This window comes from Acinetobacter sp. FDAARGOS_515, from assembly GCF_003938865.1.
Lineage (GTDB): Bacteria > Pseudomonadota > Gammaproteobacteria > Pseudomonadales > Moraxellaceae > Acinetobacter > Acinetobacter ursingii.
On sequence record NZ_RKIX01000003.1, the window covers coordinates 1875970 to 1896545 of the forward strand.

At 42.3% G+C, this 20576-nt stretch carries 17 protein-coding genes; 10 read left to right on the plus strand and 7 right to left on the minus strand.

All coding sequences use genetic code 11. The features are described 5' to 3' along the window. Window positions 1–50: 50 nt before the first annotated feature. Entirely contained in the window at window positions 51–1109 is a 1059-nt protein-coding gene (rsgA, locus tag EGS47_RS10620; RefSeq protein WP_005002243.1) for a ribosome small subunit-dependent GTPase A, read from the minus strand. A 121-nt stretch (window positions 1110–1230) separates the two neighbouring features. Between rsgA and orn the strand changes: the two genes are divergently transcribed. Continuing rightward, a complete protein-coding gene (orn, locus tag EGS47_RS10625; RefSeq protein ID WP_004992630.1) occupies window positions 1231–1782 on the plus strand; it encodes an oligoribonuclease in 552 nt (183 codons plus the stop codon). Between the two features lie 108 nt (window positions 1783–1890). On the opposite strand, the gene EGS47_RS10630 is transcribed toward orn, so the two are convergent. Next, entirely contained in the window at window positions 1891–3417 is a 1527-nt protein-coding gene (locus EGS47_RS10630) for a fumarate hydratase (protein ID WP_005002245.1), read from the minus strand. Window positions 3418–3574: 157 nt separating this feature from the next. On the opposite strand from EGS47_RS10630, the gene EGS47_RS10635 reads away from it, so the two are divergent. Continuing rightward, window positions 3575–4183: a class I SAM-dependent methyltransferase gene (locus tag EGS47_RS10635; protein ID WP_005002247.1), complete on the plus strand. Its 609-nt coding sequence runs from the start codon at window positions 3575–3577 to the stop codon at window positions 4181–4183. 175 nt (window positions 4184–4358) lie between these two features. Further along, a complete protein-coding gene (locus EGS47_RS10640; protein ID WP_004992640.1) occupies window positions 4359–5000 on the plus strand; it encodes a hydrolase in 642 nt (213 codons plus the stop codon). A gap of 94 nt (window positions 5001–5094) precedes the next feature. On the opposite strand, the gene pta is transcribed toward EGS47_RS10640, so the two are convergent. The 3 genes from pta to EGS47_RS10655 all read right to left on the minus strand — a co-directional run bounded on the left by pta (window position 5095) and on the right by EGS47_RS10655 (window position 10178). After that, the gene (gene pta / locus EGS47_RS10645; protein ID WP_044434787.1) at window positions 5095–7248 is read right to left on the minus strand and encodes a phosphate acetyltransferase; all 2154 of its coding nucleotides are present in this window, start codon (window positions 7246–7248) and stop codon (window positions 5095–5097) included. 81 nt (window positions 7249–7329) lie between these two features. After that, complete coding sequence (locus EGS47_RS10650; protein WP_049174892.1) at window positions 7330–8529, minus strand: acetate/propionate family kinase; 1200 nt, start codon at window positions 8527–8529, stop codon at window positions 7330–7332. Between the two features lie 383 nt (window positions 8530–8912). Beyond that, window positions 8913–10178, minus strand: a complete 1266-nt coding sequence (locus EGS47_RS10655) for a glutamate-5-semialdehyde dehydrogenase (protein WP_119686300.1) — start codon at window positions 10176–10178, stop codon at window positions 8913–8915. A 340-nt stretch (window positions 10179–10518) separates the two neighbouring features. Between EGS47_RS10655 and EGS47_RS10660 the strand changes: the two genes are divergently transcribed. Beyond that, the gene (locus EGS47_RS10660) at window positions 10519–11853 is read left to right on the plus strand and encodes an alpha/beta fold hydrolase (protein ID WP_119686301.1); all 1335 of its coding nucleotides are present in this window, start codon (window positions 10519–10521) and stop codon (window positions 11851–11853) included. 109 nt (window positions 11854–11962) lie between these two features. On the opposite strand, the gene EGS47_RS10665 is transcribed toward EGS47_RS10660, so the two are convergent. Continuing rightward, window positions 11963–12820 (minus strand): class I SAM-dependent methyltransferase, encoded by an 858-nt coding sequence (locus tag EGS47_RS10665; RefSeq protein ID WP_119686302.1) that lies wholly within the window; start codon window positions 12818–12820, stop codon window positions 11963–11965. A 107-nt stretch (window positions 12821–12927) separates the two neighbouring features. Further along, a complete protein-coding gene (nagZ, locus tag EGS47_RS10670; protein WP_119686303.1) occupies window positions 12928–13947 on the minus strand; it encodes a beta-N-acetylhexosaminidase in 1020 nt (339 codons plus the stop codon). A gap of 194 nt (window positions 13948–14141) precedes the next feature. On the opposite strand from nagZ, the gene EGS47_RS10675 reads away from it, so the two are divergent. From EGS47_RS10675 to rlmN, 6 genes are all read left to right on the plus strand, one after another. Continuing rightward, entirely contained in the window at window positions 14142–16331 is a 2190-nt protein-coding gene (locus EGS47_RS10675) for a carboxy terminal-processing peptidase (protein ID WP_004992662.1), read from the plus strand. A gap of 135 nt (window positions 16332–16466) precedes the next feature. Further along, a complete protein-coding gene (locus tag EGS47_RS10680) occupies window positions 16467–17744 on the plus strand; it encodes a glycosyltransferase family 4 protein (RefSeq protein WP_119686304.1) in 1278 nt (425 codons plus the stop codon). A gap of 29 nt (window positions 17745–17773) precedes the next feature. Continuing rightward, complete coding sequence (locus tag EGS47_RS10685) at window positions 17774–18325, plus strand: phosphatase PAP2 family protein (RefSeq protein ID WP_049174902.1); 552 nt, start codon at window positions 17774–17776, stop codon at window positions 18323–18325. A 104-nt stretch (window positions 18326–18429) separates the two neighbouring features. Beyond that, on the plus strand, window positions 18430–18630 hold the full coding sequence (gene iscX / locus EGS47_RS10690) for a Fe-S cluster assembly protein IscX (protein ID WP_004992669.1): 201 nt from the start codon (window positions 18430–18432) through the stop codon (window positions 18628–18630). A 111-nt stretch (window positions 18631–18741) separates the two neighbouring features. Beyond that, window positions 18742–19173, plus strand: coding sequence for a nucleoside-diphosphate kinase (gene ndk, locus EGS47_RS10695; RefSeq protein WP_004994861.1), 432 nt, complete (start codon window positions 18742–18744; stop codon window positions 19171–19173). A gap of 121 nt (window positions 19174–19294) precedes the next feature. Further along, a complete protein-coding gene (rlmN, locus tag EGS47_RS10705) occupies window positions 19295–20521 on the plus strand; it encodes a 23S rRNA (adenine(2503)-C(2))-methyltransferase RlmN (RefSeq protein WP_125269616.1) in 1227 nt (408 codons plus the stop codon). The last annotated feature ends 55 nt before the right edge of the window (window positions 20522–20576 follow it).

Below are 20576 nucleotides of genomic sequence, written 5' to 3' on the forward strand. Positions count from 1 at the left end.
ATATACATGGTGATCAAAATCACCAGTTCAAGGGTAATTTTGATAGAAAATTAACTTTTTTGTTGCGCATCCTGAATTTCTTCATTTAAACGCAAATAACTTTCAAGTCTACGCGGTAAAATTTCACCCGCGACAACCGCATTTTTGAGTGCGCACTGTTTTTCATGCGTATGCGTACAATTACGGAATTGGCAATGTCCCAAGTGCGATGCAATTTCTGGAAAGCCTTCACGAATTTTATCTGCATTTAAATGCCAAAGCCCAAATTCACGTATCCCCGGAGAATCAATCAACGCACCATTTTGACCAAAACTGATCAAACGAGTGGACGTGGTGGTGTGTTGTCCCAATGCCGAGTTCTCTGAAATGATATTGGTTTTTTGCTCTGCATCTGGCACGATGGCATTGATGAGTGAACTTTTACCGACACCAGACTGCCCAACAAATGCCACAGTTTCACCATCGAGTCGTTCATGTAACGCTGATAAATCACCTTTGGCCTGACAAATCAGACTTTCATAACCCAGCGTTTTATATTCATCGAGCAAGGTCAAAATTGGATCATGCTCTTGAAGTAAATCAGATTTATTAAGCACCAAAAGTGCAGGGATATTGGCATCTGCACAGGCGACTAAATATCGATCAATCAGACTCGGTGCTGGTTCTGGCAATGGCGCAAAGACAATCACAATTAGACTGATATTGGCTGCCACAGGTTTGACTTTATGGTAGCGATCAGGACGAGTGAGTAAGGATTGGCGTGGATGAATGGCCGTAATAATGCCTAAACCTGTATTGGGATCGGCTTGCCATTTGACTCGATCACCTGTGACCAAGAGTTCAAGATTGGTGCGCGCATGACAACGCCAGACACTGCCGATTGCTATGGGTTTCCAGAATGGTTCTGGTTCACCCTCAGCAACTATGGGCTTTTCAGGATGAGGCTCGGGTACAGATAAAGCCTGTACTTCAAGTTGGCGACCATAGTGTTGCACAACCAAGCCTTCCAGATCATGAGAAGTCTCGATTTCCTCTTGGCGTGCCTTATGTTGTTTGTCTATGCGGCGTTGCTGTTGTTCAGTTAAGCGCCGTTTACGAATTAGAGCCATTCATTCCTAAAACCCACTGTTTGAGGTGGCAAAAATAGCATGAACTGGCTATGGAATTACAGCCAAGATGTAATTAATTTGCTACTATTGATGTTTTTCAAGCCTTTAAGATTCCATATTCATGAGCAGCACATTAGATACACGGTTAATCTGGATTGACCTCGAAATGACTGGTTTAGACACAGACAATGACCAGATTATTGAAGTTGCAACGATTATTACAGATGATCATTTAAATATTTTGGCAGAAGGTCCAGTTTTGGCGGTGCATCAGCCAGATCGTATTTTAAATGCTATGGATGAATGGAATACACGTCAACATGGACAGTCGGGCTTGATTGAACGTGTGCGTCGTAGCAAATTAACCGCTCAGGATGCAGAGCAGCAAACGCTTGAATTTTTAAAAAAATGGGTTAGCCCAAAAAGCTCGCCCATGTGTGGTAATTCGATCTGTCAGGATCGCCGTTTTTTACATCGTTTGATGCCTGAACTCGAACAATTTTTTCATTACCGTAATTTGGACGTGTCGAGTGTGAAAGAACTGGCTAAACGCTGGCGTCCAGAAATCATGAGCGGCTTGAAAAAAAATGCTTCGCATTTAGCGATGGATGATATTCGTGATTCGATTGCCGAGCTGAAATATTATCGTGAATACTTTTTTATTAAGAACTAATCAATTAGAAAATAAAACGATACGTTAATGATTTTGTATAGATTGGATAAAATTTACTGACAAAAAAAGCACCCCGAAAGGTGCTTTCTTTATATCTTAGATAAGTATTTAAACCGCCGCAGCATCTGTGACTGGAATTTTACCAATCTTAGCTTGCCAGATTTTAGGTGCAATCGCGTGAATGGATGTACCATTCACATCAACAGCCACTGAAACAGGCATGTCTTCAACGACAAATTTGTAGATCGCTTCCATACCTAAGTCAGCAAAGGCAACCACTTCAGCTTCACGCACCGCTTTAGACACCAGATAAGCTGCACCACCGACTGCCATGAGGTAAGTCGCTTTGTTATCTTTAATGGCTTCAATCGCCGTTGGACCACGATCCGCTTTACCAATCATGCCGAACAGGCCAGTGTATTCAAGCACTTTACGGGTGAACTTGTCCATACGGGTTGCGGTTGTCGGACCAGCAGGGCCAACCACTTCATCGCCTACCGGATCAACTGGACCCACGTAATAGATAAATTTACCTTTAAGATCAACAGGTAATTCTTCGCCGTTGTCGATCATATCGACCATACGTTTATGTGCTGCATCACGACCTGTATACATGGTGCCACTGAGCAATAAGGTATCACCCGGCTGCCATGAGTTCATTTCTTCCTGAGTAATGGTATCTAAATTCACACGTTTAGATTTAGATGAATCCCATGTTACAGCAGGATAGTCTTCAAGTTTTGGTGCCTGAATATGAGCAACACCAGAACCATCCAGTTGGAAATGTGCATGACGAGTCGCCGCACAGTTTGGAATCATACCGACAGGTTTGCCCGCAGCATGGCAAGGATAATCCTTGATTTTAATGTCCAGTACTGTGGTTAAACCACCAAGACCTTGCGCGCCAATTCCGAGTGCATTGACTTTCTCAAAGATCTCGATACGAAGTTCTTCCATCTTGCTTTGAGGGCCGCGACGCAGTAACTCGTCCATGTTGATTTCTTCCATCAATGCTTCTTTGGCAAGCATCATGGCTTTTTCAGCAGTACCGCCAATCCCGATCCCGAGCATGCCCGGTGGACACCAGCCTGCACCCATGGTTGGAACAGTTTTCAGTACCCAATCCACAATCGAATCAGATGGATTTAACATCGCAAGTTTAGATTTATTTTCTGAACCGCCACCTTTGGCTGCAACCGTAATATCTACTTTATTACCCGGAACGAGTTTGTAGTGGATCACCGCAGGGGTGTTGTCTTTGGTATTTTTACGACCAAAAGCAGGATCCGCTAAAACAGAAGCACGAAGTACATTCGAGTTCTCTAAATAACCCTGACGTACACCTTCATTAATGGCATCATCCAAGCTCATGCTAAGATCAAATTTAACGTCTAAACCCACTTCAAGGAAAACGTTGACGATCCCCGTATCCTGACAGATTGGGCGATGACCCTCTGCGCACATACGCGAGTTAATCAGGATTTGTGCAATCGCGTCTTTAGCAGCTTGGTTTTCTTCACGATCGTAGGCACGACTCATGGCTTGAATAAAGTCTTGCGGGTGATAGTAAGAAATGAATTGAAGGACATCCTTGACCGAAGTGATCAAGTCATCTTGTTTGATAATTGTGGTCATATCAAAAATCTCTTGAGCGGGCAGTTAGCTAGCGGCAAAGATTATATGACAAAATGACACTGCTGTGGGCGGTTTTGCCGAGATTTTGGTCGAAGGTCTAAGCTTTTAAAATCAGATTAAAATACCCATCATAATGATGAAAAAAGAGTGAAAATAAATGAATAATGAGCGTTTAGCCCAAAAAATCATTCAAATTTACCAAAAATATGGACGCGACTGGACAGAGCTTCGCGGTGATTATCTCTATGAAAAAGCTTGGCTAGATCATTTTTTGGCATTATTACCAGCTACTGATGCAAGTGTATTGGATTTGGGTTGTGGTTCAGGTCATCCGATTGCAGCGTATCTCATCGAAAATGGCTGTCAGGTGACAGGGATAGATCGTTCAGAGGTAATGTTGGAAATGGCGCGGGAATCTTTTCCTGAACAGACATGGATCGATGCCGATATGCGACATTTTCGTTTTGATCAACAGTTTGATGGCATTTTGGCATGGGATAGTTTTTTCCATCTCACTCCAGATGATCAACGTGAAATGTTTGCACAATTTTCAGCGCATGCAAAGCGCGGAGCCGCCCTGATGTTTACCAGTGGGCCGAGTCATTGTGAGGCGATTGGAGAGATGTTTGGAGAGCCTTTGTATCATGCCAGTTTGGATGCCGAAGAATACCGCGCATTATTGGCTCAATATAGTTTTGATGTGGTTAAAATGGTTGCAGAAGATGCTGAATGTACAGGGCATACCGTTTGGCTTGCAAAAAAATGAATCATATTCCATGATGAATTAATGACTATGTAGGCGAATATTGCATCCATAAAAATATAGTTTTATCTACATTACAAAATGAAAAACTATGTCCTAAAAATAGTCATATTCTTTGCAGGGTTGTCGGCATAAGATGAGAATGATTTCTATCACAAAGATCAAAAAGGAATAAAAAATGACCAGTGAAGCCATTCGTGATCCAAAGCAAGATCATCTATTAACACCTCAAAATTCAGCTTTTATTTGTATCGATTATCAACCAGTACAAGTTAACTCGATTGCTTCGATGGATCGTCAACTTTTAATCAATAATATTGTCGGCAGTGCCAAAGCTGCGATTGTTTATGGCTTACCGATTATTCATTCAACGGTAAATGTCAAAACAGGTTTAAACAAACCACCGATTCCTCAGTTACGTAAAGTGTTGGCAGATTATCCAACGTATGACCGTACTTCTATTAACTCTTGGGAAGATGTCGAGTTTAAAGAAGCTGTCAAGGCTACAGGTCGGAAAAAACTGATTATGACTGCGCTTTGGACAGAAGCTTGTTTAACCTTTCCAGCACTTGATGCGCTACAGGAAGGCTATGAAGTCTATGTGGTTGCTGATGCAGTAGGTGGAACATCATTGGCTGCTCACGAGGCTGCATTACGCCGTATTGAACAGGCGGGCGGTAAATTAATTAGTGTGGCGCAATTATTCTGTGAATTACAACGTGACTGGCAGCGTAAAGAAACAGTGCCTGATTTTATCAAATTATTCATTGAAACTGGCGGTACAGCAGGTATCCAGTTCTCTTATGATGCCAGTGAATAAAGATCAATTAAACTAAATTCATAATTTGGTTTTTATAAAAAAAGTCCCTGATATTTCAAGGGACTTTTTTTATGGAGTTATCAATTAAGATACTTTAGTTGCTGCTTTTTGCTTCAACCTGTTGCTCTGCCTGAATGGCGGTGAGTGCAATGGTAAACACAATATCATCGACCAACGCACCACGAGATAAATCATTCACAGGTTTATTCAAGCCTTGTAACATTGGGCCAACACTGACTACATTGGCAGAACGTTGAACTGCTTTATAAGTGGTATTGCCTGTATTCAAATCAGGGAAAATAAAGACATTGGCTCGACCTGCCACTTGGGAGTCTGGTGCTTTTTGACGGCCAACACTTTCGACTGAGGCTGCATCATATTGTAATGGGCCATCGATCAATAGATCGGGGCGGCGCTGTTTGGCGATTTGAGTCGCTTCAGCTACTTTCTCAACATCTGCACCTGTGCCCGAAGTGCCTGTTGAATAACTGATCATGGCAATACGTGGTTCAATCCCAAAGGCTTTCGCCGAGTCCGCCGACTGAATCGCGATTTCAGCCAATTGTTGGGCATCGGGATCAGGATTAATTGCGCAGTCACCGTACACATAGACTTCATCGGGTAACAACATAAAGAAAATGGATGAAACCAGTGAATATTCGGGCGCAGTTTTAATCAACTGAAATGCAGGACGAACAGTATTGGCTGTGGTGTGAATGGCGCCTGAAACCAAACCATCAACTTGATCCAATGCCAGCATCATCGTGCCAAGAACCACTGTATCTTGAAGTTGCTCTTTGGCTTGTAATTCGTTCAGTTTGCCTTTGCGTAATTCGACCATTGGTGTGACATATTGGTCTCGAATGGTATCTGGATCAATAATTTCCAGATCATCTGGAAGCTCAATGCCACGCGCTTTAGCCACATCCACCACAGATTCTGGCTTCGCCAATAGGATACAATGTGCCAATCCACGTGACTGACAAATGGCAGCGGCCTGTACGGTACGCGGCTCATCGCCTTCGGGGAGTACAATTCGCTTTTTAGCCGCAATCGATTTTTGTACCAATTCATGACGAAAGGCAGAAGGGGATAAGCGAGGTCTGAGGTTACCATTGACTTGAGTTTTGAGCCATTCGGTATCGATATGACTCGAAACAAAACGAGTGACTTGTTCGGCACGTTCAGTATCATCAACTGGAATTTCATTACCAAAATCTGCCAGACGTTGTGCGGTTTCCAGTGTGTTGAGTTGGGTATGTAAAATAGGTAAGCCGCGTTTAATCGCGTGTTGGCAAAAATCCAGAATTTGGGTGGCTGGCGCTGTGCGTTCGGTCAGCACCAGACCTGCCAGAGGAATCCCATTACTGGTTGCCAGACTACTTGCCAAAAGGACATCTGTACGTTCGGAAGCACTGATAATCAGTTCGCCCGCGACAAATTTATTGAGTTCATATTCAATGCTTGAAGCAATTAAACTGGAATGCAAAATGCGTCGTTGTTTGGCTTCACCCAAATGAACCCACTCACCATCAATCACCGAAGCAATATCTAATGTACGTGGCACACTTAAGGTATTGCTAAAAGGCACCATGCCGATAATCGGCAGTTCTTTGGTACCTAAATGACGATTGTATTCTTGTAGTTCCAGACTAAATTTTTCAATTTCAGCACTCAGGCGCAGCGAAGGGTCGATGGTAAGTGGAATTTGAGCTGATTCTTCAGGCAAACCGCGTGTACGCATAAAGAGTACGCCAGCGGTGCGATTTGAATTGACACCACCAAACTGACGTAAATGTGACTCGATTCTTTCCGCGGTTTTTCGTGGATTTTGAATATCTGCGGTACTGACCAAAATCACTTTGGCATCAAGTGCTTGTGCAAGCGCTGCATTGAGTTCACTGGCAAAATGATCTTGTCCGTTGGGCAGTAAACCTTCAACAATAATTACATCCTGCTGAGCCGCAATGGTACGATGCAGGCTAACGGCTTCTTCAAGTAAATCATCCATTTCACCTGCTGAAATATATTGCAGCAGCTTTTCGTGAGAAATTGACTGGACAGTATCACGTTGAAATAAATGATGAAAGAGAGATGTAGTGCGATCAAACTGATTCTGATTTTCCTGAGAAAATGGTTTTAAAAACCCAGCCTTAATGCCGTTGCAATCCAACGCATACACCATCCCCAAACAGGCTGAGGTTAAACCAACACCTTCAGCGGTTGGAATCATTAAAATTGTATTCATAATGACCTTAAATAAAATTATATTTTTAACATTTGTATTTTGCTTATTGAGAGGACTTATCTCTCAATAAGCTCTGCACGATTAGCCAATCACAACGTCAAGCTTTTTTGCCTGTTGCACCACTTGCTCAGTTTCTTTGGCAATACGTCCTTCTTCATCTGTAGGAATCACCCAGATTTGTGGTCCTTGACGTACATCAATCCGACCCTCTGTGCCACGTTGTAGTGTATTGTTTTGATCTTTATCTAGTTTAAAACCAAAATGAGGTAGATATGTCATGGTTTTTTCACGGATATAGGCTGAGTTTTCCCCAATCCCACCTGTAAAAATCAGGCCATCGATTTTGGGTAAACCGCAGCTTAAACCAGCTAATGATTTAGCTAAACGGTAGCTGAATACTTCAATGGCAAGTCTTGCATCTTCGTTGCCATTTTCTGAGGCTTCGATCAATGTGCGCATGTCATTAGATAAATTATCAGATAAACCTAACAACCCACTTTCTTTGTTGAGCATTTTATCAATCTTGTCGATATCCCAACCTAAGTTGTTGGCAATAAAACTATGAATACTTGGATCGACATCACCACTACGGGTTCCCATCACGATCCCTTCAAGTGGGGTTAAACCCATCGAGGTATCAATACTTTCACCATTCCAGATGGCACAGGTCGAGCTACCATTGCCTAAATGTGCACTTAACCAGCCGCCTTGTCGGAATTGTCCAGCCAGTTCACTGGCGCGATCAGATACATACGCATGGCTTGTACCATGAAAGCCATAGCGGCGGACATTGTGTTCCGTGTAAAAGAATTTCGGCAAGGCATAGCGATAAGCATGTTCAGGCATTGTTTGATGAAATGCGGTATCGAATACAGCCACTTGGGGTAATTCGGGAAACAAACGCATAGTGGCATCAATACCAACCAAATGTGCAGGGTTATGTAAGGGTGCTAATGGCGTTGCAGCAACAATACGTTCAATAATTTCTGGGGTGAGTAATTCCGCTTTGGTTAATGTACCACCGTGTACCACACGATGTCCTATTGCCTGCGGCTTATAGTTGGCTAAGCGTGCCAACAATGTTTCAAGTGCTTTTTCATGGTCGGCGTGTGGAATTGATAATTCAAGGGGCTCACCGCCGACCGTAATCCCTTTAATACGAGCTTCTGCTGTGCCTAGATTTTCAGCCAAACCGTAAATACGGTTTTCACGACGATCTGAAACCAAAGCATATTTGATAGAGGAAGAACCACAGTTAATCACTAAAACGGATGTAGACACGGTATTGCACCCAAAATATTTTAAATTGTTTCCTTAATATATTGATTTTCAAATCTGATTTTGTCAGTCCGAATATCAATATGACATGTTGTAACATGTGTCGTTTTTCTGTCCAAGCTAGACTTTAGCCGATTAGACTTAAGCACTATCGAACAATCTTTAATTTATCGTTAGCATTCATGGGTTAAAACCAACGAATAACCAACCTAAACGAATTTTCTTTTAAACCCAATATAACGTTGAACCGCTATTTTTTATAGTTTGATCATGTTGCAATTTATTTAATAAAAATGTTTCTATTTTTAAAAAATAACTTCATGATTCAATGCTGAATCATTTTCTGGCTCTGTCGACTGAACGACAAAACCAGAAGACATATTATTTTATTGACGAATTTGACCGTCACCAAATACGATCCATTTTTGTGAGGTTAAACCTTCTAAACCCACAGGACCGCGCGCATGGATTTTGTCGGTCGAGATGCCAATTTCGGCACCTAAACCATATTCAAAACCATCGGCAAAACGTGTAGAAGCATTAATCATCACAGAGCTTGAATCTACTTCGGCCAAGAACTTGCGAACTAAGGAATAGTTTTCAGTAATGATTGCATCGGTATGGTGAGAACCATATTTGTTAATATGTTGAATCGCTTCATCAATACCCGATACCACTTTAATCGCAAGGATGGGCGCTAGATATTCGGTATACCAGTCTTCTTCAGTGGCGACTTTGACGCTTTCACCGAGGATACGACGAGTTTGGTCACAACCCCGAAGCTCGACATGTTTTTCAGCGTAAAGTTCAGCAATACGCGGTAAAAACTCTTCTGCGATATTTTCATCGACCAACAACGTTTCCATGGCATTACATACACCATAACGATGAGTCTTGGCATTAAGCGCAATTGGGAGAGCTTTGTGTAGATCAGCTTCAGCTTCTACAAAAACATGACAATTGCCATCTAAATGTTTAATAACAGGAATACGTGCTTCAAGGGTAATTCGTTCTATCAGACCTTTACCCCCACGTGGAATAATCACATCGACATATTCACTCATGGTAATCAGTTGACCGACTGCGGCACGATCAGAGGTTGCAATCACTTGGACGGCATGCTCAGGTAAGCCCACTTTTTTAAGCCCATACTGAATGGCTTCGGCGATGGCTTTATTGGACTCAAGCGCTTCTGAGCCGCCACGTAAAATAATGGCATTGCCAGATTTTAACGCTAAAGATGCTGCTTCAAGTGTGACATTTGGCCGTGATTCATAAATCATGCCGACAACCCCTAAAGGCACACGCATCTTACCGAGTTGAATACCCGTAGGACGATATGACATATCAGTAATTTCACCGATTGGATCTTTAAGCGCAATCACATCTTTTAAGCCTTGTAACATGCATTTAAAGCGTGAGGGGTTAAGTTCTAAACGATCAAGTAGAGCACTATCCAGGTTGTTTTCGTGCGCTTTTTGCATGTCAATCGCATTCGCCGCTAAAATTTGCGGTTGACGATCTTCTAGCGCAGTGAAAATGGCTGAAAGCGCATTGTTTTTCGTTAAGGTCGATGCGCTGGCCAACAAGCGGGAAGCCTGACGCGCATTTTGACCTACTGTTTGCATATAGTGTTCAATTGAATCGTGCATAGCAGTCTTTGATCGGTTAAAAATCCATAAAGGTACATTGCATAGTAACAGGCTATGACCAGATTGGTATAGTCATCATAATGCGGTAAAGATGAGCTAGTGCGTGATTTTGTAGAAAACTGTGAAATTATTACGCGACTTTAAATATTTTGAAACTTGAAAAAGATCGAAACTAGATGAGTGGTTATAGAAAGGGTTGCTTAAAAAAGTCACATCTGTATAGAATGAAACAATAAGGCTATTGACGTTATACAAAAAAATTGAGTAAGGATGCATAGCCATTGTGTCGCATGGAACGGAGCCTGCATAGATAAAAAACAACGCAGGCAGGAGGCAGGAAATGAATTCCATTATCCAGATGGACGCGGATCTTCACCAAGCGGGTTCACCTTTTGGTTTTTTTGATCTTTATCATAAAGATATTTTTAAGCAATCTGCTCGTGAAACATGGATTGATGGCTGGAAAGTCGAATTCATGGCCATGGCTGATGTGCGTACAATTCATCAGACTCCCATTGTGATTGTGGGCGGGGCATTTCAAAATTTCAACTCTTATAAATATTGTGTTGAACAACTGTTTGCTTGCGGACCTGTCATTTTGATTGATTTACCTTCAATGGGTGCGAATCAGCAGATTACCAACCGTGATACAGGTGTTTCTGCGGGAACGCTTGAATTATCGGATTTATCCAGAATGCTTGGTGTATGGCTGGATATCGTCGGTATTTCCAAAGTCTCTATGATGGGCATGTCATTAGGTTCAGTGGTTGCTTCTTCATTTGCGCACCAACGTCCTGAACTGGTTGACCGTATGGTCCTAATGGGAGTGATGCAAAAGACCCGTAAAAGCTGGCGCATGATCTTGGAAGAGTCACTGAAGTTGATGCAAGAAGATCGGATGGAAGAATTTGGTCAAGCCGTGATTTTGTATCTGGTGAATCATGCCAAACTTGACAAGACTCGAATGTCACCTACAGCAAAGCGTTTGTTCTTCCGTCAAATGGCTGAATTTACCAAGACTGAACGTTTGCGTTATGAGATTAACTGTAATCGGCTATTGCGTTTAAAAGATGTGCCGATTCCACAGTGCAAAACGCTGGTTGCCGCTGGACAGTATGATAGTTTTACTTTGCCTTTTGAAAATGCCAATTTTGCTTTGCAATGCCCTGATATGCAGTTTGCCTTGATCGCCAATGCGGACCATGTGCCGCAGCTTCAACGCCGTAAAGAAACCATGCATTTGTTTGCAACCTATTTAAATGGTGAATCGATTCAGGGTTTGGATGGAATTATTCCGATGACCCGTGAACAAATCAAACATATGGATCGTCGCGGTGAAGAGCGTATAGAAGTCATGCAACCACATACGCAACTGACGCACCGTTATTTGCCTGAGCAGTTCAAAGTAATGATTAGTGATTTAAGTTTCTTTGGTGTACTTTTACAATTGAATCAGCCGAATGAAGCGAATCGTGTCGAAAGTTATCCACGAGACTTGGCTCTTCATTTAGAAGATGAAGAAGGTGCATTTAGTATCGAATGTCTGATTTTTCAGGTGGAGTCATCTGGAGTAAGAGCGATCTTTAAACACGGTAGTTTTGCGGTTGCAGATCGTTTGCTGCGCTATGTGGCACGACAAAAAGAACATCAACTTCAGTACGCTGAGGTGGTGTAACGCGAATAGAGATATCTGAGAAGCCGTATCTTGCCGCGTTATTTGGGGATAAAAAACAGCATCTTTGATGCTGTTTTTTATTGTGTAAACTTTGCTTTATCTATCGATTCTAAGTGTGTTTCTTATTGATAGCATGAATCGTCCAAACCAGATCGCCTAAGTGTTCCTGATTATTCTGTTGTTGTACGGTGTCTGAATCAAAATAATCTTTTGGTTGTGTCACTTTTACCTGATCAAAACCATTTTCCATAAAAAAAGTTTCAACATCGGCTGGGGTGGTAAAATGAAAGCTAAAGGCGCTGCGAGACATCCATTTGAGAAGTTTGCTGCTACTCCAGATAATATTTGCCAACTTGTTTTTGACTGGTTCTGGGTACAAGTCGGTGAGATAATGTAATTCTTTAAATGGCTGACCATATTCAGCAATCGACTGAATTAATTGAGCTAACAAAGGTTTATCAAAATAATTAATCAGCCCTTCACTGATCACCACCAGAGGAAGTGAGGGGTCAAATAAGTCAAATGCCTGATTAAATTCTGCGGTAAATAAATCAACTGAAAGCATGTCGGGTGCATTGGCTTCAATCTGTTGCAATGCAGCCTGTTTGGTTTGTGCCATGTCTGGTAAATCTAGTTCACGGTAAGTGATCTCTGGATAATGTTGTCTAAACCACCAACCTCGTGGTGAAAGACCACTGGCGATTTCCAAAACCTGTAACTGAGGATGTTGCTCAATGAGCGTTTTAAGTTGATCATCCAATAAGGTGTGTCGTTGTTTGAGTGTGCTGCGCATACTGCCACCGACATATTTCTCTGCCCAACTTTCCAGTGGGTGAACCAGTGCAGCTAAGGACTTGCCCTTTTTGGTGGCAAAGACCTGATGTGAGATCCCCATTTGATACCAGATGTAACCTGTGTAATGAGCGGTAAAAGAGATATGTCGATGTTTTGAAAGCGGTTGGGTCATATTCCTGAGCCTGTTATTTTATTTATCATCCATGCGTAATTTTAGACATCATGAATATACCCATATATTCATGATGTAAAAGCGACTTTATTATAACCTTCAATGCCTTAAAAGCTATCTTTGAATTTTTCGATCTGCGCTTTATGAGATTGCCACACATCTCCTAATTCAAGCGTACTGCCAATCTTTAATTCCGGGATCTTGCCTCGCATACGTTCCAAACGTTCTTGATGTGGTAAAGCTAGATGTTCAATCGAATCGAGTGCCAAACAAGCCGATGAGCGGTCATTACACACCAATCCCATGTCACAGCCTGCAGAAAGTGCCGCCTGTAAACGTGCATCAGCTCCACCCGCAACACAAGCTGCTTGCATGCTCAGGTCATCTGAAAATAACACGCCATCAAAACCTAACTGCTTACGCAAAATTTCCTGAACCCAAAATGGTGAAAAACCAGCAGGATTAGGATCGACCTGTTCATAAATCACATGGGCAGGCATGAGTGCATCCAGTTGTGGCATCAATTGGATAAACGTCTGCATGTCTTTTTGATAGATTTCATCATAACTACGATGGTCAATCGCTGCGGCAACATGAGAGTCTGCCTGCACAGAGCCATGACCTGGGAAATGTTTGCCCGTATTTGCCATACCTGCTTGTTGCATACCTTTCATAAAGGCTGATGCTAATGGCACAATATCCTGCGGATTTTTGGCGAAACCACGATCGCCAATCACATCACTTAGGTCATTGATATCCAAAACGGGTGCAAAGCTAAAATCAATACCAACCGCTAAAACCTCAGTTGCCATGAGCCAGCCACATTGCTCAGCCAATTGAATCGCTTGTTCTGGTTGGTGTTGATATAACTCACCAAAACGTCCCATTGCAGGCAATAAGGTGAATCCGGTTTTTAAACGCTGGACACGTCCGCCTTCCTGATCGACAGCAATTAAGATCTCTGGACGGATTTGGCGCATGTGATCTGTTAATGCACGCACTTGTTGTGGCGATTCAATATTTCGTGCAAATAAAATCACGCCACCGACTTGCGGAGCGCGTAAGAGTTCAATATCTTCTTGTGTAAGTTCTGTGCCAGCAATGTCTAGCATCAAAGCGCCGATCATAAAGGTTGCTCGTCTAATTTTTGGATAAAACAATAGCGGAATTTTGCAATGATTTGCTACATTCTGCCAGCATAGAATATGATAAAACTACACGACATACACAAATTAAGTTGGTTAAGATGTTGAATCTGTGACATTCGGGGTCGATGGCACAGCGGGTAATATTGGAAAATCCAAGGAAGTATTAAAAATTTATGAAACTTCAAACGATAGCTTGTGCAGTTGCAGTCGCGACTGGTGGATTGTTCTTCACACATGCGATAAACGAAGCAATTGCGGCAACTGATACTGCACCTGCGGCCATCTCTCAAACCATTCAACCGACTCAGGAACAAGCTCTGGTTTCACGCCAGTTAGCGACATTGGTCGACCGTCAGCATTATTTAAATATGCGTCTGGATGCCAATACTTCCAATCGTATTTTAGATATGTATCTGGATAGTCTGGATCCTGATCATTCATTATTTTTGGCTTCTGAAGTACAGGACTATAAAACAAAATATGGCTCGACTTTTGGCGCAGCGCTGAAAGCAGGTAATTTGACAGGTCCGTATGCGATACATGATCAGTACCGTAAACGCCTACGTGCCTTTTATGAGTACATGTTATCTGAACTGAAAAAGCCACAAAATTTACATCAGCCGAATGTTTTCATTGATACTGATCGTGAGAAAGCCGCGTATTTTAAAAATACCGCTGAACAGCAAGATTACTGGCGTAAAATGTTGGTGTCGCAGCTGATTAACCTCACCATTAGCAAAGAAGAAGATCTGGCTAAACAAAAAGCCTTGAAAGACAATCCAGAGCTGGCAAATGGTCAGGATTTAACCAGTCCAGAAGATTTAACACCTGTTCAAACACTCACAAAACGTTATACCCGTCAGCTTGAGCGTATTAGTCGCGTGAAGAGTGATGATGTGTTGGACAAAACCTTAAACGCCATGATGGCAACTTACGATCCGCACAGTAATTACTATCCACCGATTGATGCGATGGAGTTGAATCGCCAAACTACTTTACAGCTAGAAGGAATTGGGGTTTCGATCCGTCCTGAACGCGGTAATGAAGACTATATTAAAATTGAAACCATTGTAGAAGGTGGTCCTGCAAGTAAGTCGGGTCAGGTGAAATCTGGCGATCGCATTGTTGGGGTTGCTCAGGATGGCGACAAAATGGTCGATGTGGTCGGCTGGTCGAGTGCTGAGATTGTCGGGTTGATTCGTGGTAAACGCGGAACCAAAGTCACGATCAAGTTACTCGGGCCAGGTGCCTCCATGAGTCAGGCGCGTACTGTAAGTTTGGTGCGTGATGTGATTCAGGAAGAAGATGCAGGTGTTCGTTCACGTACCGTTGATATTATGCGTGATGGCAAAAAGCATACCTTTGGTGTGATTGAAATTCCTTCGTTCTACTTAAACTATCGTGCGCGCCGTGCGGGAACTGAATATCGTTCAGTGTCTGAAGATACCAACAATGCTTTGAAATCACTTTCTGCCAAAAAAGTAGATGGTATTTTAATTGATTTGCGCAATAACCCAGGCGGTTCACTTGAAGAAGTGGCACGTATGCTCGGACAGGTGATCAAATCTGGGCCAGTGGTGCAAATTCGTGATGGTAATGGCAATGTGAGTGTGTTTGAAGATAATGATGGCGGCGCACAAACTTATGCAGGTCCATTGGCAATTTTAGTAAATCTGGCTTCAGCTTCTGCGAGTGAAATCTACTCCGCTGCCATTCAGGATTATGAGCGCGGGATCGTGATTGGAAGTACCACCACAGGTAAGGGGACAGCCCAAGTTCAACTTGATACCTTGGCACATGGTCAGGCGACTTTAACACAACGTAAGTTCTATCGTATTACAGGTGGAAGTACTCAAAATAAAGGCGTTATTCCAGACATCAAGCTCGTGGATATTTATGATGAGGAGTTTGGTGAACGTAAAGCTAAAAATGCATTGAAGTGGGATACCATTCCAACGGCGCCATTTAAGCGTGAAGGTTCAATCCAGCCTTACGTAGAAAAGCTGTCTCAGGAATCTAAAGCCCGTGTTGCGGTTGATCCTCAATTTAAATATCTTGAGGCGCGCCGTGCGATCGCGGATGAAACCAAAGATCAAAAACGTATTGTGTTAGATATTGATCAGCGTAAGGCGGAAATTTTAAGACTGGAAAAACAAACACTCGATGCCGAAAATCAGCGTCGTGCAGCGACAGGGTTAAAACCTTTTAGTAATTGGGAAAGTTATCAGGCATCATTAGATGCATTGAGCGAGTCTCGTGCCAAAATGAAGATCAATGCGCGTCCGCCGTTACCAGAGGAAGAAACCTTTGTGAATGAAGCGGCGAATGTATTATTAGATTATGCCAAATTACAAAATCATTGATTGGTTTTAAGTGAGCAAAAAAGCATATTTCGATATGCTTTTTTTGTGTCAAAAAACTGTCATCTGGATATCATCAAAATGTAAAAACGATTGTCTAATATTTGAGCTATGAAAATAAATCAAATGGATAGTTGTATGCAAGGTTCATTCGCTACAACGCTGCTAAAACAAGAAAATTTCCCAGACAGTTTTAAATTCTATTTTAAAAACAGACATGCGCAAATTCAACAAAATTGGCATGAACTGGATAAATTGGTACGTCCCAAACTCAAAATTGCCATTGTCACTGAGACATGGCCACCCGAAATTAATGGCGTGGCTTTATCTTTATTGCAACTGTGCAAGGGTTTACAGCAGCAGGGACACAAAATTTTACTGGTACGACCACAGCAAAGTCTAAAATGCGAAGAATTTTCACCCAATAAAGAATGTCTGGTGATCGCACAAACTTTACCCAAGTATCCTGGTTTGCAGTTTGGCTGGCCTCAATATTTGAAGGTAAGTAAGGCTTTAGCTGGATTTTCACCAGATGTGGTGCATATCGTGACAGAGGGGCCACTTGGGCTGACGGCACTACAAGCAGCAAAGGCTCGAAATATTCCTGTGTCTAGCGGGTTTCATTCGCCTTTTCAGGATTTTAGTCGATTTTTTGATCTGGCTTTTTTGCTCAAACCGATTCAGGGCTATTTACGCTGGTTTCATAACAGCACGGATATGACCTGTGTGCCGAGTAAGGATACTGAAAAAGCCTTGCGTGGTTTTGGGATTACCTGTCCTTTAAGTATCGTAGGGCGGGGTGTGGATACTGAAAAATTTTCTCCGCAGTATCGTTGTCAGAAATTAAGAGAAAGTTGGCATGCTGCCGATGACACGACCGTCATGTTATATGTCGGACGTTTATCTCCCGAAAAAGAAATCCAGCTATTAATTCAAAGTTATGCGGCCATGCAACGGATGCAGCATCGAAAATTTAAACTGGTGATTGTGGGGGACGGACCTGATCGCACACGTCTGGAACAGATGGCAGAGAATTGTGAGGTTGTTTTTACAGGAAGTTTAACTGGCAAGAATCTTGCAACTGCTTATGCAAGTGCTGATGTCTTTGTGTTTGCTAGTCAGGTAGAAACCTTTGGTAACGTGGTCCTTGAGGCAATGGCAAGTGGGTTACCTGTAGTGGCTTATGATTATGCTTGTGCCAGTCAGTATGTAGAGCATGGGGTAAGTGGTTGGCTGAGTCCCTTAGGTCAAGTCAATACATTTATTCAAACCTTATATCAATTGCCAGCAAGATCACAGTTAAAACAGATGGGAATACATGCACTTAAGCATGTTAAACAAAGCGGTTGGCAACAACCTGTATATCAAATGGAACAAGCCTTATATCAGGTGGTCAAAGAGTTCTACCGAGTATAAATCTCCGTTTAAGTGAGAGGAGTGTCACCATGAATTTTAAAAACGCTAAAATTAGAATACTGGATTTAGATTTAAAAGGTTGTTTGTACCTGAACCATTTTTCGCATTCACAGCGAATTGCGCATTTCTTTAAAATCATCAGTCGGCTGGGTGATGGTCTATTTTGGTACGTCATGCTGTTTATGGTTTGGCTATCTCAAGGGTTGTTTTATGGTCTACAAATCATTTACTTATTATTAGGTGGTTCTGTAGGAACTGGAATTTATAAATTTCTAAAACATAAAACCACACGCCCGCGCCCTTATCAGGTGCATCAGGTCATTGTACTGGGTGAACGTCCACTGGATCATTTTAGTTTTCCATCAGGGCATACTTTACATGCGGTTATGGCGAGTATTGCATTGGGCTATATCCAGCCAATTTTGATCGTCATCATGTTGCCATTTACCATTTTGGTGGCTTTGTCTCGTATGGTATTGGGATTACATTATCCAAGTGATGTGATTGTGGGGGCTGTGATTGGGACTGTGGTGGGGTGCGGAATTATTTTTGCAGCGCCATTGATGAATATTCATTTATAAGTTTGCATGTGCATTGCCTTTTAATAAATCCAACAGTTCGCATGTTCGCTTTGCCTGAAATTTGCTAAAGTAGCCTTTATTTGATTGATGTAACAGGACAGACCATGGGCTTACGCTGGACGGATACCATTGATATCGCAATTGAACTGAGTGATGCACACCCAGATGTAGATCCACAATGGGTTCGTTTTACTGATTTACACGCATGGATTTGTGCTTTGCCAGATTTCTCTGATGATCCTGCAAAATCGACTGAAGGGCTGTTAGAAGCCATTCAAATGGCATGGATTGACGAAGTTCGCTAAAAAATCATCGGAAATTGATAACTTTTACACAATCAAGGCTGATTATTACCGTTGACCTCGGTATAATGCGCCCAATTTTTTACGTTTAAAATTTTAAGCGAGGAGCCACTCATGGCAATCGAACGTACTTTATCAATCATCAAACCAGATGCTGTTGGTAAAAACCACATTGGCGAAATCATTGCACGTTTTGAAAAAGCGGGTTTAAAACCAGTTGCGATCAAATACAAGCATTTGTCTCAAGCAGAAGCTGAAGGCTTCTATGCAGAGCACAAAGAGCGCGGTTTCTTTGCTGACCTAGTGGCATTTATGACTTCTGGTCCAGTGGTTGTTTCTGCACTTGAAGGCGAAAATGCAGTTCTTGCACACCGTGAAATTTTGGGCGCAACGAATCCGAAAGAAGCAGCACCAGGTACAATCCGCGCTGACTTCGCAACAAGCATCGATGAAAATGCTGCACATGGTTCTGACTCTGTAGCATCTGCTGAGCGTGAAATTGCGTATTTCTTCGCTGCTGAAGAGATCTTCCCACGCACTCGTTAATCGAGAGCATCCAAACCAGATAAGTGGTATTATACTTATCTGGTTTTTTATTTTTCTCTGAATAAATTTGCTGAAATATTAGGCAATATTTCTTCGTCACTTCTATGGTTTAGGTAATCTCATGGCTTCTGTAATAGATCTCCCAGCACCAACAGAACATGCACAGCCTGCTGATGCGGTGCAAAATGCTGTCCGTGCCAAAGTTAATCTATTGGGTATGTCTCGCGCAGAACTAGAAGGATTTTTTGAACAATTAGGAGAGAAAAAGTTTCGTGCAGGACAAGTGATGAAGTGGATTCATCAGTATTTTGTCACTGATTTTGCTGAAATGACCAATATTTCAGGAAAATTGCGCACCAAACTTGAACAGGTCTGTGAAATTACAGCGCCTGAAGTCGTACATCGTCATTATTCCAAAGATGGAACCCGTAAATGGGTGTTCCGTGTGGGTGATGGTGTAGGTTCGTTGGTTGAAACCGTTTTGATTCCTGCTGAAGACAAGACAGGATCTCGTAAAACATTGTGTATTTCATCCCAAGTGGGTTGTGCACTGGATTGTTCTTTTTGTTCTACGGGTAAGCAAGGTTTCCAACGCGATTTAAATCCTGATGAAATTATTGGACAACTTTGGGTCGCCAATCAGTCTTATATGGAAGATGTGCCTGTAGCAGAGCGTGAGCGTTCTGTGACCAATGTCGTGATGATGGGCATGGGTGAGCCATTGTTAAATTACGATGCAGTCCTGAGTTCGATGCAGTTGATGTTAGATGACTTTGCTTATGGGATGTCCAAGCGCCGTGTAACGTTATCTACCTCTGGCGTGGTTCCAAAGATTGATCAACTTGCACAGGATATTGATGTCGCTCTCGCAATTTCTTTGCATGCACCTAATGATGAACTGCGTAATGAGTTAGTTCCAATCAATAAAAAATATCCACTTGAGCAATTGATTGCAGCGTGTCAGCGTTATCTGGCAAAAGGTGGCAATGAAAGTACGCGTAAACATGTCACGATTGAATATGTGATGTTAGATGGTGTAAATGATCACCCTGAACATGCACAACAAATGATTAAACTATTAAAAAATTTACCAAGTAAAATAAATTTGATTCCATTTAATCCATTTCCGCATGCGCCATATGGTCGTTCTAGCCGAAATCGGATTATTGCCTTTCAAAAAACTTTGTCTGATGCTGGATTTGTGTGTACGATTCGACAGACACGTGGCGATGATATTGATGCGGCATGTGGTCAACTGGTAGGACAGGTCGCGGATCGTACCCGTCGTGCTGAACAATGGAAAAAGAAAGTTGCAGAGCGACAAGAGATTATTCGTTCACAGGGATAATATATTGGGGGTAGAGTTGTTGAGTAGATTCACTTCACGTTCCACAGTCTGGATT

Coding starts and splice junctions, on each gene's coding strand:
- pta (WP_044434787.1), bottom strand. CDS start 7,248: ATGAATACAATTTTAATGATTCCAACCGCTGAAGGTGTTGGTTTAACC.
- EGS47_RS10660 (WP_119686301.1), top strand. CDS start 10,519: ATGAATTCCATTATCCAGATGGACGCGGATCTTCACCAAGCGGGTTCA.
- nagZ (WP_119686303.1), bottom strand. CDS start 13,947: ATGATCGGCGCTTTGATGCTAGACATTGCTGGCACAGAACTTACACAA.
- rlmN (WP_125269616.1), top strand. CDS start 19,295: ATGGCTTCTGTAATAGATCTCCCAGCACCAACAGAACATGCACAGCCT.
- EGS47_RS10640 (WP_004992640.1), top strand. CDS start 4,359: ATGACCAGTGAAGCCATTCGTGATCCAAAGCAAGATCATCTATTAACA.
- EGS47_RS10635 (WP_005002247.1), top strand. CDS start 3,575: ATGAATAATGAGCGTTTAGCCCAAAAAATCATTCAAATTTACCAAAAA.
- EGS47_RS10630 (WP_005002245.1), bottom strand. CDS start 3,417: ATGACCACAATTATCAAACAAGATGACTTGATCACTTCGGTCAAGGAT.
- EGS47_RS10655 (WP_119686300.1), bottom strand. CDS start 10,178: ATGCACGATTCAATTGAACACTATATGCAAACAGTAGGTCAAAATGCG.
- EGS47_RS10665 (WP_119686302.1), bottom strand. CDS start 12,820: ATGACCCAACCGCTTTCAAAACATCGACATATCTCTTTTACCGCTCAT.
- EGS47_RS10685 (WP_049174902.1), top strand. CDS start 17,774: ATGAATTTTAAAAACGCTAAAATTAGAATACTGGATTTAGATTTAAAA.
- iscX (WP_004992669.1), top strand. CDS start 18,430: ATGGGCTTACGCTGGACGGATACCATTGATATCGCAATTGAACTGAGT.
- EGS47_RS10675 (WP_004992662.1), top strand. CDS start 14,142: ATGAAACTTCAAACGATAGCTTGTGCAGTTGCAGTCGCGACTGGTGGA.
- rsgA (WP_005002243.1), bottom strand. CDS start 1,109: ATGGCTCTAATTCGTAAACGGCGCTTAACTGAACAACAGCAACGCCGC.
- orn (WP_004992630.1), top strand. CDS start 1,231: ATGAGCAGCACATTAGATACACGGTTAATCTGGATTGACCTCGAAATG.
- ndk (WP_004994861.1), top strand. CDS start 18,742: ATGGCAATCGAACGTACTTTATCAATCATCAAACCAGATGCTGTTGGT.
- EGS47_RS10680 (WP_119686304.1), top strand. CDS start 16,467: ATGCAAGGTTCATTCGCTACAACGCTGCTAAAACAAGAAAATTTCCCA.